Origin of the sequence: Enterobacter sp. ZOR0014, from assembly GCF_000798855.1 — a bacterium.
Lineage (GTDB): Bacteria > Pseudomonadota > Gammaproteobacteria > Enterobacterales > Enterobacteriaceae > Enterobacter > Enterobacter kobei.
Window position 1 is genome coordinate 1 of sequence record NZ_JTLF01000087.1, and the last position, 15013, is coordinate 15013.

Annotated in this window: 13 protein-coding genes; 7 read left to right on the top strand and 6 right to left on the bottom strand. The window is 52.6% G+C overall.

Annotated features, from left to right (window positions below):
• The first annotated feature begins 339 nt into the window (after positions 1 to 339).
• Positions 340 to 2529, top strand: coding sequence for a ferric-rhodotorulic acid/ferric-coprogen receptor FhuE (fhuE, locus tag L977_RS03920; RefSeq protein ID WP_047624872.1), 2190 nt, complete (start codon positions 340 to 342; stop codon positions 2527 to 2529).
• A 98-nt stretch (positions 2530 to 2627) separates the two neighbouring features.
• Here fhuE and ptsG read toward each other — a convergent pair whose 3' ends face one another.
• From ptsG to pabC, 6 genes are all read right to left on the bottom strand, one after another.
• Positions 2628 to 4061, bottom strand: a complete 1434-nt coding sequence (gene ptsG / locus L977_RS03925) for a PTS glucose transporter subunit IIBC (RefSeq protein WP_014883391.1) — start codon at positions 4059 to 4061, stop codon at positions 2628 to 2630.
• Positions 4062 to 4358: 297 nt separating this feature from the next.
• A complete protein-coding gene (locus L977_RS03930; protein ID WP_023332705.1) occupies positions 4359 to 5153 on the bottom strand; it encodes a metal-dependent hydrolase in 795 nt (264 codons plus the stop codon).
• Positions 5154 to 5163: 10 nt separating this feature from the next.
• Positions 5164 to 6168, bottom strand: a complete 1005-nt coding sequence (gene holB / locus L977_RS03935; RefSeq protein WP_047624873.1) for a DNA polymerase III subunit delta' — start codon at positions 6166 to 6168, stop codon at positions 5164 to 5166.
• Positions 6165 to 6806 (bottom strand): dTMP kinase, encoded by a 642-nt coding sequence (gene tmk / locus L977_RS03940; protein WP_014883388.1) that lies wholly within the window; start codon positions 6804 to 6806, stop codon positions 6165 to 6167. Before tmk ends, holB begins: the two co-directional genes overlap by 4 nt.
• On the bottom strand, positions 6796 to 7818 hold the full coding sequence (gene yceG, locus L977_RS03945; RefSeq protein WP_023332704.1) for a cell division protein YceG: 1023 nt from the start codon (positions 7816 to 7818) through the stop codon (positions 6796 to 6798). Before yceG ends, tmk begins: the two co-directional genes overlap by 11 nt.
• A 1-nt stretch (position 7819) precedes the next feature.
• Positions 7820 to 8629: an aminodeoxychorismate lyase gene (gene pabC, locus L977_RS03950; protein ID WP_047624875.1), complete on the bottom strand. Its 810-nt coding sequence runs from the start codon at positions 8627 to 8629 to the stop codon at positions 7820 to 7822.
• 392 nt (positions 8630 to 9021) lie between these two features.
• On the opposite strand from pabC, the gene L977_RS03955 reads away from it, so the two are divergent.
• From L977_RS03955 to L977_RS03980, 6 genes are all read left to right on the top strand, one after another.
• Positions 9022 to 9561 carry a fimbrial protein gene (locus tag L977_RS03955; protein ID WP_014883385.1) on the top strand — a complete coding sequence of 180 codons (540 nt, stop codon included), beginning with the start codon at positions 9022 to 9024 and terminating at the stop codon, positions 9559 to 9561.
• Positions 9562 to 9639: 78 nt separating this feature from the next.
• A complete protein-coding gene (locus L977_RS03960) occupies positions 9640 to 10311 on the top strand; it encodes a fimbrial biogenesis chaperone (protein WP_047624877.1) in 672 nt (223 codons plus the stop codon).
• Positions 10312 to 10349: 38 nt separating this feature from the next.
• Positions 10350 to 12893 carry a fimbria/pilus outer membrane usher protein gene (locus L977_RS03965; RefSeq protein ID WP_047624881.1) on the top strand — a complete coding sequence of 848 codons (2544 nt, stop codon included), beginning with the start codon at positions 10350 to 10352 and terminating at the stop codon, positions 12891 to 12893.
• Positions 12884 to 13885, top strand: a complete 1002-nt coding sequence (locus L977_RS03970; protein ID WP_023338248.1) for a fimbrial protein — start codon at positions 12884 to 12886, stop codon at positions 13883 to 13885. Before L977_RS03965 ends, L977_RS03970 begins: the two co-directional genes overlap by 10 nt.
• Before the next feature lie 16 nt (positions 13886 to 13901).
• Positions 13902 to 14429 carry a fimbrial protein gene (locus tag L977_RS03975; protein WP_023332699.1) on the top strand — a complete coding sequence of 176 codons (528 nt, stop codon included), beginning with the start codon at positions 13902 to 13904 and terminating at the stop codon, positions 14427 to 14429.
• Positions 14430 to 14435: 6 nt separating this feature from the next.
• Positions 14436 to 14957, top strand: coding sequence for a fimbrial protein (locus L977_RS03980; RefSeq protein WP_032636988.1), 522 nt, complete (start codon positions 14436 to 14438; stop codon positions 14955 to 14957).
• Positions 14958 to 15013: the final 56 nt, after the last annotated feature.

The following is a 15013-nucleotide window of genomic DNA, read 5'->3' on the forward strand; positions in this document are numbered from 1 at the left end:
GAACATTTAAATCTGGCGTGGTGCGTCCGCTGATAACACACTCTCGGGAAGACTGTGTGACACAATCCAAGAGTATGAGCGAGTTTCTCCTGTCCTTTCAACCTTCTCCCCCGAATTCTTTCCTGAATCTTCATCAGCTGAATGAAGAGTGACCGCTCAGGCGTATTCACTGGCTGAAACATTATTTCAGTTCCGCTCGACACATCTGTTTACAGCATTAATGGCAATGCGTATATTTCGCATTTGCATTTTCATGCGCATTTTTAACATAGAAAACGACGTCAGACCGCGATCGCGGGACTGATGCTACCAACCTTCACCGTTCTTAAGGGTTTGATCATGTCTTTCAATCATCATACCAGGGATGGGCAACGTCAGCCTGTCGCATCACCTTCGTTGCTGGCAGCCTGTATTGCTATGGCATTGATGCCAGCCGTGAGTTTTGCCGCCTCCACAGACGAAGATACCGTTGTGGTTGATGGCGGTTTCGATAACGCGCCAGCCTTGTCCGACGGGCAGGATCGGGACTACAGCGTCAAGACCACCACCACCGGGACCAAACTGCTCCTCGTGCCTCGCGATATTCCGCAGTCCGTCAGCGTCATCAGCCAGCAGCGCATGGCGGATCAAAACCTGCAGTCTATCGGCCAGGTGTTAACCAATACCACTGGCGTGACGGCGCAGGTTCAGGACAGCGACCGTACCGTATTTTACTCACGCGGATTCTTCGTGAGTAACTATGCGTACGATGACCTGCCGACCTCCATCAGCGAAGTGTGGAACTTCGGCGATACTGCCGCCGATACCGCGATTTATGACCGTATCGAAGTGGTACGCGGCGCAACCGGCCTGATGTCCGGGACGGGAAACCCGGCGGCCTATGTCAATATGGTGCGCAAACATGCAGACAGCAATGAATTCAAAGGTAATGTCAGTGCCAGCTACGGTAGCTGGGATAAACAGCGCTACGTGCTGGATCTGCAGGCGCCGCTGGTGGAGTCCGGCAAGATACGCGGCCGCCTGATTACGGGCTATCAGGATAACGACAGCTTTGTTGATAACTACCACTACCGTAAAAAATTCCTCTACGGCGTGGTGGATGCGGATGTGACCGACAGCACGACCCTTTCTGTCGGCTATGAATACCAGGAAAGCAACACCGAGGATCCGACCTGGGGCGGATTGCCAACCTGGAACAGCGACGGGAGTAAAACCCATTACGATCGTAGCCAGACCGTAGCGCCAAAGTGGGCATATTCGGATAAAGATAACACCCGCATTTTCGCCAACCTGACTCAGCGCTTTGACAACGGCTGGGAAGCCCACATCAACGGCATGCATGCTGATACGAATTTCGACAGCAAACTGATGTATATGTCCGGCTATCCCGATCAAGCGACCGGTGCAGGCATGGTGGGCTATGGTGGCTGGAACAAAGGCGAGCGCAAACAGGATGCGGTTGATGCCTTCCTGCGCGGCGGATTCGATCTCTTTGGCCGTCAGCACGAAATGATGTTTGGCGGCAGCTTCAGCCGCCAGCGCAACCATTATGACAATAGGATGCCGGATGCGTTATACGGCATGGTCGACGTGGGTAATTTCAAAAACTGGAACGGGGATATTGCCGATCCTCAGTGGACGCCATGGAAGCTGTACAGCCAGGACGACATCCGTCAGTCATCGGCCTATACTTCCGCCCGCTTCTCGCTTGCCGATCCGCTGCACCTGATCCTCGGGGCGCGCTATACCAACTATAACATTCGCTATAACCCGGCGGGCTCTCCGGACACCCGTCTGGAAAGTACCAAAGATGACGTCACGCCTTACGCGGGCCTGGTCTACGACATTAATGAAGACTGGTCGACTTACGTCAGCTATACCTCAATCTTCCAGCCTCAGGACAAGCGTGATGCCAGTGGTCGTTACCTCGACCCAACCACGGGTAAAAGCTATGAAGCCGGTGTGAAAGCGGACTGGTTCAATACCCGCCTGACCACCTCGCTGGCAATTTTCCGCATTGAACAGGATAACGTGGCGAGCAACACTTATACCTACATGCCGAGCGGTGAATCCATTTATGAATCGCTGGACGGTGTGGTGAGTAAAGGGATTGAGTTCGAGCTTAACGGCGCGCTGACGGATAACTGGCAGCTAACGTTCGGCGCAACCCGCTACATTGCTGAAGATAAAAACGGCAACGCAGTCAGCTCCGATCAGCCGCGCACAACCATGAAGCTGTTTACCCGTTATCAACTGCCAATGCTGCCAGAACTGACCGTGGGCGGTGGCGTAAACTGGCAGAATAAGGTGTGGACGGATGTAGACGGCGGCCCGGCGGGACAATCCCGCGCAGAGCAAGGCAGTTACGGGCTGGTTAACCTGTTCAGCCGTTATCAGGTCACCAAAGAGTTTGCCGTCCAGGCAAACGTCAACAACCTGTTTGACAAAGAGTATTACGATTACGTCGGCTCTTATGTGGTTTATGGCGCGCCGCTGAACGTCTCGGTGAGCGCGAGCTACGACTTCTGAGTGTTTAGCCGGGTGGCGGCTGCGCCTTACCCGGCACAACAAACCGCAGCAATAAAAAAGGCAGCCATTCGGCTGCCTTAGTCTCCCCTGCTCACAGCTTAGCTGTTGCGGATGTACTCATCCATTTCGGTTTTCAGGTTATCGGATTTAGTACCGAAGATTGCCTGAACACCAGAACCTGCAACAACCACGCCCGCTGCGCCCAGTTTTTTCAGACCCGGCTGGTCTACTTTCGCAACATCGGCAACGCTCACACGCAGACGAGTGATACACGCGTCCAGGTTAGTGATGTTCTCTTTGCCACCGAACGCTGCAACCAGGGCCGGAGCCATTTCGCTGGTCACACCTGCTTTGCTGTCTTCAGTTGCATCTTCACGGCCTGGGGTTTTCAGGTCCAGTGCTTTGATCAGCACGCGGAAGATGGTGTAGTAGACAACGGCATAGCACGCACCCACGATTGGGAACAGCCACAGTTTGCTGCTGTTACCGGACAGAACGATAAAGTCGATCAGACCGTGAGAGAAGGACGTACCGTCACGCATACCCAGCAGGATACAGATTGGGAACGCCAGACCCGCCAGAATCGCGTGGATAACGTACAGGATCGGCGCAACGAACATGAAGGAGAACTCGATCGGCTCGGTGATACCGGTCAGGAACGAGGTCAGCGCTGCGGAGATCATGATACCGCCCACTTTTGCACGGTTCTCTGGTTTAGCAGAGTGCCAGATTGCAATCGCAGCAGCCGGCAGGCCGTACATTTTGAACAGGAAGCCACCAGACAGTTTGCCTGCAGTTGGATCACCTGCCATGTAACGTGGGATATCACCGTGGAATACCTGGCCTGCTGCGTTGGTGAATTCACCAATTTGCATCTGGAATGGAACGTTCCAGATGTGGTGCAGACCGAATGGCACCAGGCAACGCTCGATGAAGCCGTAGATACCAAACGCAACAACCGGGTTCTGGTAAGCAGCCCACTGAGAGAAGGTCTGGATCGCGGAACCGATTGGTGGCCAGATGAAGGACAGGATCACGCCAGTGAAAATCGCTGCCAGACCAGAGATGATCGGAACGAAACGCTTGCCCGCGAAGAAGCCCAGATACTCAGGCAGCTTGATGCGATAGAAGCGGTTAAACATATACGCTGCAATCGCACCGGAGATGATACCGCCCAGAACACCGGTGTCTGCCAGGTGTTTCGCGGCAATCTCTTCTGCCGGTAAATGCAGAACCAGAGGCGCAACCACAGCCATGGTTTTCACCATGATGCCGTAGGCAACCACTGCAGCCAGCGCAGAAACGCCGTCGTTATTGGTGAAGCCCAGCGCCACACCGATCGCGAAGATCAGAGGCATGTTAGCAAAGACGGAACCGCCTGCTTCGGCCATCACATGGGAAACTACGGCTGGCAGCCAGCTGAAGTTTGCAGAACCGACACCCAGCAGGATACCTGCGATAGGCAGTACGGATACTGGCAGCATCAGCGATTTACCGACCTTTTGCAGGTTAGCAAATGCATTCTTAAACATAATTGAGAGTGCTCCTGAGTATTTGTGCTTTTTTTACGCTTTCACGCATTGGCCCGGGGGGAGTACCGTGCCGTGGACAGGACATCTAAGCGCCCTTTATTTATTACACAGAGTAAAATAATTCCCTCTGGGATTGTTTGACGGCTATCACGTTTCAGCTTAAGACGGACGAAAAACTTGCAGTTATTCACAAAAAGCATGTCTGGATGTGTCTAAATACATCCTCACCGCCCCAAATGAGGCGGTGAACTTTACTCGTTTTGTTTATTAATTACGAGCCTAAAAAAAACAGGTGTATCAGACAGATTGCAGGCGGGCGGGGTCGATATGGAACAGCGCAGAGAAGTTTTCCGTCGTGACGCGGGCCAGCTCTTCAATGCTGACGCCTTTAAGCACGGCCATGTATTCCGCAACGTCTCGCGTCATGGCTGGCTGGTTCTCTTTACCGCGATGCGGTACCGGTGCCAGATACGGAGAGTCTGTTTCTACCAGAATGCGGTCGAGCGGAACATAACGCGCAGCATCACGCAGCTGCTCTGCATTACGGAACGTCACGATCCCGGAAAACGAAATATAAAACCCTAGATCAAGCAGTTTACCCGCCGTTTCTCTGTCTTCTGTGAAACAGTGTAGTACGCCACCGCAATCCGTCACCTTTTCTTCCTGGAGGATCGCCAGCGTATCGGCGCGTGCATCACGGGTATGCACGATGACCGGTTTGTTCAGCTCGCGGCCAATGCGGATATGGTTGCGGAAGGATTCCTGCTGGCGCGGTTTCGTTTCCGGCGTGTAAAAATAGTCCAGCCCGGTTTCACCCATCGCCACGACGCCCTCTTCCGCAGCCAGTCGGCGTAACTCATCAACATCGTACGCTTCATCCTGGTTCAGCGGATGCACGCCGCAGGAGAACACCACGTTATCGCGAACGCCCACCAGCTCGCGCATGGCGCGGTACCCCGGCAACGTCGTCGCCACGGCAAGACAAAATTTCACATCGCGGGCAGCGGCTTTTGCCAGCACGTCATCCACGTCATTGTGCAGGGATTGATAATCCAGGCCATCAAGATGGCAGTGTGAGTCGACTAAAAACATAATGTCTCTCTCAGAGATGGGAAACAGGCGGCGTAACGCCTGGTTGCAGGTAATGTTCAATACGCAGTAACTGGTCAGTCAGTAACAGCTCGCGATTAAGACCCGTTACGGTTAAAAGCTGTTCCCGGCTTTCGCAGATATCATGAAGGATAGCGTGCAAGGACGTTCCTGAAAGGCGGCTCGCCAGCAGGTTCACCAGTGGCCACGCGTCCGGGTTTGTCAGTAGCGTTGCCCGCTGCTGGAGCTTTAGCGCATCCAGAAGTAAGGACGCCAGCCAGTGCAAACGCTCAACGGCCCGATCGCTATTCAGTGCAGGCAGCAAGCTCAACCAGTCCTGGCTGTTGAGCGAAGCCTCGACGGCCTTACAGAGCGTTTCTCGCTGCGACCAGACGTCGGGTTGCAGTAATGCCAGCGCCGCTGCGGGCGCGCCGCTGCTCAGGCGAAGCGCAGCGAGCGCACTTTCCTGTGACGTTGTCACCTCGCGTTCTAACCAGCTCAATGACCATGATTCCTGGGGCACCGCAAGGTGATGAAGACGACAGCGGCTGCGCAACGTTGCCAGCAATCGGCCCGGATCGCGGCATGAGAGGAAGAACCATGTTTTCTCCGGCGGCTCTTCCAGCGTTTTGAGCAGCGCGTTAGCCGCCGCCTCGGTCAGTAACGCAGCGTCGTTGAGCCAGACGACTTTCGCCCCGCCCAGTCGCGCATGCTCGTACAGTTTTTCACTGACTTCACGCACGGCATCAATACCGAGCGCGCTTTTGCCCTTCTCAGGCGCCAGCGTGTAATAGTCAGGATGCGTGCCCGCCTGCATCAGCTGGCAGCCACGGCATTTCCTGCAGCTTTTGTGCCCTTCAGGCTGCTGGCACATCAGGAAACGGGTAATGGCGTAAATTAACGCATCATCCCCCATCCCCGGCAATGCCTGAATCAGTAACGCATGATGCCCCCGACCGGCCTGATAGCTGTTTATCAGCTGTTCAAAGTGCGGGCGCAACCATGGATACCATTTCATGCCTGCTGCTCCTGTAGCCACTGCGTAACGGTCTGCTGGATGTCTTGCGTGACGTCTTCCAGCGATTGCGTCGCATCGATGGTACGAATTGAGCTGTCCTGCGCGGCCAGCTCTAGATAGCGTGCGCGGGTGCGGTTAAAGAAATCAAAGGACTCTTGTTCAATGCGATCCAGCTCGCCGCGCGCGCGGGCGCGTTTGAGGCCCACTTCCGGAGTGACATCCAGATAGAGCGTCAGGTCCGGGCGAAAATCACCCAGTACGGCATTACGCAGCGTTGCCAGCATTGTCTGGTCAATACCGCGTCCCCCGCCCTGATACGCCTGAGTGGACAGATCGTGACGGTCGCCGATCACCCACTTGCCATCGGCCAGGGCGGGTTTAATCACCGTCTCAACCAGCTGGACGCGCGCCGCATAGAACATCAGCACTTCGGCTTTGTCAGTGATAACTTCGTCGCCAACAGATTTGATATCCAGCACCAGGCTGCGCAGTTTCTCAGCCAGCTGAGTGCCGCCAGGCTCGCGGGTGAAGACCATGTCAGTGACGCCAAGCGCGTTAAGCGTTTCCACCACTACGTCGCGAGCGGTGGTTTTTCCCGCGCCTTCGAGTCCCTCAATGACAATGTATTTACTGCGCATTTTTTTCCTTAAGTGCCTTCAGATAGTCCTGAACAGAGCGATTATGACTGACAAGGTTAGTGTTAAAGGTGTGCCCCCCTTTTCCGTCAGCCACAAAATAGAGATACGGTGTTTTGGCCGGATGCGCGGCGGCTTTTAGCGACGCCTCGCTCGGCGTGGCAATCGGGCCCGGCGGCAGGCCGTTAATGACGTAGGTATTATACGCCGTTGGCGTCTCGAGATCTTTCCTCGAAATCTTTCCGCTGTAGCGCTCGCCCATGCCGTAAATCACGGTAGGGTCGGTTTGCAGACGCATGCCAATGCGCAGACGGTTGATAAATACCGACGCGACCCGATCGCGCTCGGCAGCAACGGCAGTCTCTTTCTCGATGATCGAGGCCATAGTCACGAACTGGTTTTGATCTTTATAGGGCAGCCCTTCCATACGCCCTTCCCAGGCGGAATCGACTGCCGCAACCATTTTTTTGTGCGCCCGTTTAAGAATCGCGACATCCGTCGTGCCCGCGGTATACATCCAGGTGTCCGGCCAGAACCAGCCTTCCACCCACTCAGGATGCTCAAATTTCAGCACCCCGGCGACCGTCTCGTAACGATCATCTTTCAGAGTGTGCTTGATATAGGGCGCATCACGCAGCTGTTTCAGGTAATCGCTCAGGCGCATTCCTTCGACAAAACGCAGCGGGAACTGCGCTTCTTTGCCACTTTCCAGCAGCTGCAGCATCTCTCTGACGGTCATGCCGGGCGTAAAGCGATAGGTACCGGCCTTGAAGTGAGACAGTTCCGGCTCGATACGCAGTAACCACTGGAACACGCGCGGGCGGTTGATGATTTTATCGCTGTAAAGCTGTTCGCCCAGCGCCATCCGCCCGGTACCGGCTTTAAGGGTAAAAATCGTCTCGTCTTTAATGAGGATCTTACTGTCCGCCAGCTGGAAAACTTTCCATACACCGACGCCGGCGGCAGCGCCGAGGACAACCAACAGTAACAGAACAAGGCGTAACAGTTTCATCATGCTAATCGGACGACTCACAAATTGGGGCTAAATAGTGGTAAAGTTCGCGCGCGGGCCACTCTCGCTCTGCGTAGCGCTGTACGGGGACAACCGGCATTAACGCGTTACAGATAAGCACTTCATCAGCCTGCGCGAGCGCCGTTAGCGGCGCATTCACTTCGACAACGCGATACGCGGTCAGTGCCAGTTGGGCGATAATAAACTGCCGCATAATGCCGTTTACGCCCGCCTGATCGAGGCGTGGGGTAAAAACATCCTGCCCACAGCGCCAGAACAGATTTGCGGCACAGCATTCCGTAAGCCACCCATCGCTGTCAAGGACAAGGGCTTCATCGGCATCCGTCTGCTCAAGATGAGAACGAATCAGCACCTGCTCAAGGCGGTTGAGGTGCTTCATTCCTGCAAGATAAGGGTTGCGACCCAAGGGGATCGGGCTGAGAGCAAGCGTTACGCCGGTTTCTTTCCAGCATGCGTAATGCGTAGGATATTCAGAAACGCTCAGGATGCGCACCGGTTGCTGACAGCCTGCGGGGCTATAGCCGCGACCGCCAGCTCCACGAGTGATAACCACCTTTAACACGCCGTCACCCTGTTTTTGCGCCATATCCCGCATTTCCGCAGCAAGGGTTTCCCATGCATCAAATGGGATGTGCAATCTTGTGCAGGCCGTCTGCAAACGTGTCAGATGGTGGCTAAAAAGTGAAACAACACCGCAGCTAATTCGAGCAGTGGTAAAACACCCATCCCCAAACTGAACGCTACGATCGTTCACATCTAACTTTTTTTGTAACTCACCATTAATTAGATACATTCACCCTCCATATAAATACCTGACTAGGGTGGCAGGTGAAAGAGGATATCGCAAGTCTGTTATCTTCGAATAAATGTAAAAAAGCACAGGAAGGTTGGGCGCGCCTACGCCTGTATACATGAGAGAAATGCTATTCATCTATTAATGAATAAATGAAATATTATTCACGGAGAGGATTATTAAAGTTAAATTAAAAACACTCATTAGATATAGTTTATAGTTCATATTTTAGCACATAGATATAATCCCCCATGTGAATACCCAAGTGCGCAAGATGGTTTTAAAAACACAAGACAATGTTTCTTGCTGAAAACTATCGAGCATCATCACATCGTGTGCCATGAGTACTCACCAGTGTTTTATATCAATCACACTCTTCAAGGACATTATCAATGAAAGGAAAAGTAGCGGCTGTTGCCTTAATCACTACACTCGGAATGGTTTCTGCCGCGCAGGCCGATGATGGACAGGTAAATTTCACCGGTAATATCATCGAGCAAGGTTGTAAAATTGACACCACCATGACCGCGCCGCAGACCGTCAAGTTAGGTGATATCGCTAAAACTGCTCTGCCAGAGGCTGGTTCCGTTGCCGCGAATACTCGCTTTACTCTGAAACTGTCTGAGTGCCCGGCAGACCTGAAAGGCAAAGCTGTTGTTGTGAAATACACCGGCAAACCAGACGCCACTAATAATGACTATCTGGAAGTCACCGGCGCAGGCACCACTGGCGTTGCCAAAGGCGTTGCTATTCAGTTGCTGAACGGCGACGGCACCGCGTTACCGCTGGCAACCGCATCTAAAGCAGCGACCATCGATGCGACTGCTGGCACCGCTACCATGAATTTCAGCGCACAGTATATCGCAACTGCCGCTACCGTTGAGGCGGGTTCCGCTAACGGTACCGCTAACTTTACGCTGGCATACAATTAATCATCGCGCGATAAATTTCCGCCTTTGGCTATAAGCAATGCCGGGGCTTCCCGGCATTGCTATTTTGAGGTTAACCAGATGAAATTAGTGAATTCATTAATCGCCGCTGCATTTGTTTTTTCAATGGCAACAGCGCAAGCGGGTGTTATTATTGGAGGCACTCGCATTATATACCATGCAGACAAAAAAGAATCTTCCCTGGACGTCAAAAACCCAGACCCATACTCTTATTTAATTCAGTCATGGGTTGATAAAGATGAAAACGACACCAGTAAAACACCGTTTATCGTCACGCCGCCCCTGTTCCGCTTAGCTGGCAATGAAGAAAACAAACTGCGTATTATTAATACGGGCGGGAATCTGCCACTGGATCGTGAGTCACTGTTCTGGATGAACATTAAAACCATTCCGGCAACAGAAAAGTTAGACAACGTAAATACCCTACAGATTGCGATTAAGACACGTATCAAACTCATTTATCGCCCCGCATCGCTTACTGAGATGCCGGAAAAGTTTGCCAGCAAGCTTAGCTGGAAACGCAGCGATCAACAGCTTACGGTCAGTAACCCAACCCCCTATTACATGAACTTCAGCGAAGTCAAAGTCGGTGCCAGTACGGTTACGGATGCGACATACGTTGCGCCCATGTCCAGCGCGACCTTCAGTCTTCCGGCAAATGCCAAAGGCAATATTCGCTGGAAAATTATCAGTGACTTCGGCGCAGCTGGCGCGGAACACCAGACGCAGTAATCACTCATTAGATACTCGGACTCCGAAAGGATCACGGAATGATCAGAGCTAAAAAAAATAAGATCTCGCCAACCAGGCTGGCCTGCTTCATCGCATTGCAGTGTACGTTCTCGTTGTCGCACCCTGCCTGTGCCCGGGAATATTTTAACCCCGCGCTACTGGGTATTGACGGTCCAGGTAAAGACATTTCTGACCTGAGTGCCTTTGAAGAAGGTGTTGGCCAAATGCCGGGTACTTATCGCGTTGACGTGCTGGTCAATCAGACATTGACTGGCACACATGACATTGAATTTAGCATGCAAAAGGACAGTCACGGCCAGACATCATTGCAACCGTGCATAAGCATGGAGATGCTACGTGACTTTGGCGTCCGAACCGAGCAATTTCCGCAACTGACCGGAGAGAACCATTGCGCAAACCTGGCCGCTATTCCCAACGCTGCTACTCAGTTCGTCTTCAATAAACAGCAACTTTTGTTGAGCATCCCTCAGGCGGCGATGAATAACCAGGCGCGTGGATATGTTGCTCCAGAACGCCTGGATGAAGGCATCAATGCGCTGCTGCTTAATTACAGCTTTACAGGCGGCAACACCCAGGCTCGTCACTCTGATATGACCGATTCAGACAGCTATTACCTGAACCTGCGCCCAGGGCTAAATATCGGCCCATGGCGCGTTCGTAACTACAGCACCTGGTCACGCAATACCAGCGGCGACAATACCCAGAATAACTGGGATTCGGCATATACCTACGCTCAGCGAAATATTATCGCGCTCAAAAGTCAGCTGACGCTTGGCGAAAGCAACTCCCCTTCCGATCTGTTTGACAGCGTGCCTTTCCGGGGTGCGCAACTGGCCTCCGATGACGACATGCTGCCTGACAGCCTGCGCGGCTACGCACCGGTGGTTCGCGGAATTGCCCGGACCAACGCCCAGGTCATCATTAAACAAAACGGCTACACCATTTACCAAAGCTATGTGTCGCCGGGGGCATTTGAGATCACTGACATGTATCCCACGGGCAGTAGCGGCGATCTGGACGTGACGATTAAAGAAGCTGACGGCAGCGAACAGCACCAGTTGGTCCCCTTCGCCTCACTGCCGGTTCTACAGCGTGAAGGTCGTTTAAAGTACAGCCTGACCAGCGGTCAGTACCGTCCTTACGACAGCGCCGTCGATAAAACATTCTTTACTCAGGGCTCGGCCATCTACGGCCTGCCAGAAGGATTTACCGCCTACGGCGGCGGACAGCTATCGCAACATTATCAGTCGCTACTTGTGGGGATCGGTAAAAACTTTGGTGGGCTGGGAGCCGTATCCGTCGATGGCACGCAGGCCTGGTCAACCCAACAGGATCAGGAAAAAGCGATCGGCCAGTCAATGCGGGTTCGTTACAGTAAAAACATTCTCGAAACGGGGACCAATATCGCCATTTCGGGTTATCGCTACTCAACTTCAGGCTATTACACCCTGCAGGAAGTACTCGACACCTGGCGGGACAGTAACTGGCAGGACAATACCGAACGCCGGCGTAATCGTGCCGAAATATTGCTTAACCAGAATCTCTGGGAAGGCGCGGGGTCCATCTCGTTAAACGCCATCAGCGAGGATTACTGGAACAGCGACCGAACAATGCGCTCAATCGGCGCGGGTTACAGCAACAGCTGGAACGGCATCACCTGGAGCCTGAACTACAGCTTTAACCGTAACACCACTGATGCCCGCGACAGCGACACCGTTTACAGCGAGGACCAGGTGTTCTCAATGAGTATCAGCGTGCCGCTGGATCGCTGGCTCAGCAGCAGTCGCGCCACCTACAACCTCAATACCAGTAAACATGGCAGCACCAGCCATACGGTCGGGCTGAATGGCACCGCGCTGCAAGATCAGAACCTCAACTGGAGCGTGCAGGAAAGCGAGACGAACCACGATGGGGGTAACGGTGGTAGTGCCAGCCTGGACTATCAGGGTACCTATGCCAGAATGAACAGCGCCTACAGTTACGACCACGATCAGCGCCGGGTAAATTATGGTATCAGCGGCGGTGTGGTTGCGCATGCAAATGGCATTACGCTGAGTCAGGAATTAGGTGAGACCGTCGCTCTGGTTGAAGCGCCGGGAGCAAGCGGTGTTGATATCACTAACCAGACGGGCGTCAGCACCGATTTCCGCGGCTATACCGTTGTGCCGTTTATCAGCCCATACCGTGAAAACACGCTGTCGCTGAATACCGAACAACTGCCGGATGATGCCGACGTTGAGCTTTCTGCGAAAACGGTTACGCCAACCCGAGGGGCTATTGTCCGGGCACATTTTGACACACGTGTGGGTAAACGCGTTTTGATGACGTTAACCCGTCGTGACGGGCGCCCTGTTCCGTTTGGTGCAATCGTGACTGACGACAAGAACGCAAAAACCACCTCGATTGTCGGTGATGGTGGACAGGTTTATCTGGCTGGTATGTCACTTCAGGGAAGTGCAACCGTTAAATGGGGTGCAAATAAGCAGTGTCATACCCGCTGGCAATTACCAGAGAGCACATCATCAAGCGCAATTGTAGAGGTCAACGCATCATGTCGTTAAATAAAATGCTTAAAAAATGGCTAACCCCTGTTATTTTTATTCCATGTGGTCTGTCAGGCATAAATTGCGCCTACGCAAATTATATTGAAGTTCAATCTTTCCATGTCATGCACCATGGATTTTCTACATTATCTATACCGAATGTCGTGGGCGGCACGACAGACTGGTATGATAATGATTCCATTTATACCGAGACTATCCCCGGCGAAGGAAAAAACTCCTATATTGATTTGTCTGTTAACGGACAATTACTTGCCGACAATGTGACCTGGGCAACAAGCAATCCAGGTATTGGTATTCAATATCAGGTCCATGTTTCATCTGTACCGGGATATTCACCGCAAGATAATCCCACAGCTCCCAATTACCGCATCAATCTGCCAATTGTCGATGGTAGCGCGCGTGACGGTTACTACCATGTATGGTATCGCCTGGTCAGATTAAGTGAAAAAATACCAGCAGGTACTATTATTTCTGTCCCCGACGTAACCATGAACGTACATAACCCTGATGGTGATGGTGTTGCGTTAGATTCGGGCCTGATTCTGTCCGGCGTAGTCAGTCAGCCAATTATAACTGCCTGTACTATTAACGCACCAAAGGAAATAAAATTATCCCCACTGTATGGCGCAAGCCTGGCAAGTGGCGCATCAAACATTACCGACGTACCCAAAGTTGAGTTGAAAAACTGCCCTGGCGCGATTAATGGGATCACCTATAACTTATTCGCGGTATACGGCGCACACAATGCTAATAATGGGGTATTAAATACGGTCACTGGCGATGGTTACGCCAGCAATGTCTATATTCAGGTACAGAACGCCGATGGTTCTGCACATAAGATCAACAGTGAGATCAATCTGGGCCTTTATGACGGCTCAGGCGACTACACCCTGCCCGATTTTAAGGTCGCTTATTATATTGATGACGCTGCAACCGTTACTGCTGGCAATGTGAAATCGGCCATTGAACTTAAAGTAACCTACAACTAATACATAAGGAATGAAAATGAATATCGCGAATGGAAAAAAAATAGCGATTCTGGCAACGCTCTGCGGAGGTCTGTTTTCTGGCGCGTGTTCAGCCAACTCGGTCAATATTGACATTACAGGCACGGTTGTTGCCTCACCCTGTGTGGTCAATGGAGATAGCCCCTCGCTGGCGGTAAAATTAGGTGACAATATACAGGCTGATAGTCTGGCCACTGCCGGAAGTGCAACAAACTGGACTAACTTTACGCTTGCATTAACAAACTGCCCTGCTTCAACGTCCAGCTTTAGCGTTACTTTTGGCGGTACAGCGGATACCGATACTAACTATTATAAAAATACCGGAACGGCCACTAACCTGAAGCTGGAGTTGACCGACGAAACGACTAACACGGCTTACAAGAGTGGCGCCACGTTGCAAAATGTCGCCATCAGCAGCAGTACGCACGCCTATGATTTGAAAATGCGCGCCCGAGCCGTTTCCAACGGCAACGTGATGCCAGGCACCATTATCGGCCAGGCACAGGCCACCTTTACCTATCAGTAATGCAGGATGGGGATGATGATAGAACGGGTAAAATCTACTCTCGCATGCCTGGTGTTTGCACTTTGTAGCTCCGCGCAAGCAACCACTATCGATCTGAGCGGCACGGTCGTGGCGTCTGCCTGTACCGTGGATGCGGGATCCAAAAATCAGACAGTAAGGTTCGATCAAGCACGAGCGGTAAACTTTAGTCGCGTTGGGGCAACCGGAGAATGGCAGGATTTTTCACTCACGCTTTCATCCTGCCCCAGCTCAACGACACGTGTTAAGGCTACCTTGACCGGCGATTCAGACAGTGACGATCAGACAAAATTTGCTAATAGCAGCGGGGATGCAACAGGCATGGCGATGCAGATCATGACCCGCGATCATCTCACCGAGATCTCACCCGCGGGCTCGATTACCGTCGATGTAGACAGAACAACGCACAATGCGCAGTTTCCTCTCGCGGCCCGCCTCTATACCCCTACGGGAACCGTCACGGCAGGCGAATTTAACACCACCGTCCAGTTCACTTTCACCTATCAGTAACGAAAATGTGAACTAAAAAAAACGGAGCGCTATGCGCTCCGTTTTTTATGGGCAAG

What these genes read in the sequence shown, in the direction of transcription:
- fhuE (WP_047624872.1), top strand. Translation starts at nt 340, where the DNA reads ATGTCTTTCAATCATCATACCAGGGATGGGCAACGTCAGCCTGTCGCA.
- ptsG (WP_014883391.1), bottom strand. Translation starts at nt 4,061, where the DNA reads ATGTTTAAGAATGCATTTGCTAACCTGCAAAAGGTCGGTAAATCGCTG.
- L977_RS03930 (WP_023332705.1), bottom strand. Translation starts at nt 5,153, where the DNA reads ATGTTTTTAGTCGACTCACACTGCCATCTTGATGGCCTGGATTATCAA.
- holB (WP_047624873.1), bottom strand. Translation starts at nt 6,168, where the DNA reads ATGAAATGGTATCCATGGTTGCGCCCGCACTTTGAACAGCTGATAAAC.
- tmk (WP_014883388.1), bottom strand. Translation starts at nt 6,806, where the DNA reads ATGCGCAGTAAATACATTGTCATTGAGGGACTCGAAGGCGCGGGAAAA.
- yceG (WP_023332704.1), bottom strand. Translation starts at nt 7,818, where the DNA reads ATGATGAAACTGTTACGCCTTGTTCTGTTACTGTTGGTTGTCCTCGGC.
- pabC (WP_047624875.1), bottom strand. Translation starts at nt 8,629, where the DNA reads ATGTATCTAATTAATGGTGAGTTACAAAAAAAGTTAGATGTGAACGAT.
- L977_RS03955 (WP_014883385.1), top strand. Translation starts at nt 9,022, where the DNA reads ATGAAAGGAAAAGTAGCGGCTGTTGCCTTAATCACTACACTCGGAATG.
- L977_RS03960 (WP_047624877.1), top strand. Translation starts at nt 9,640, where the DNA reads ATGAAATTAGTGAATTCATTAATCGCCGCTGCATTTGTTTTTTCAATG.
- L977_RS03965 (WP_047624881.1), top strand. Translation starts at nt 10,350, where the DNA reads ATGATCAGAGCTAAAAAAAATAAGATCTCGCCAACCAGGCTGGCCTGC.
- L977_RS03970 (WP_023338248.1), top strand. Translation starts at nt 12,884, where the DNA reads ATGTCGTTAAATAAAATGCTTAAAAAATGGCTAACCCCTGTTATTTTT.
- L977_RS03975 (WP_023332699.1), top strand. Translation starts at nt 13,902, where the DNA reads ATGAATATCGCGAATGGAAAAAAAATAGCGATTCTGGCAACGCTCTGC.
- L977_RS03980 (WP_032636988.1), top strand. Translation starts at nt 14,436, where the DNA reads ATGGGGATGATGATAGAACGGGTAAAATCTACTCTCGCATGCCTGGTG.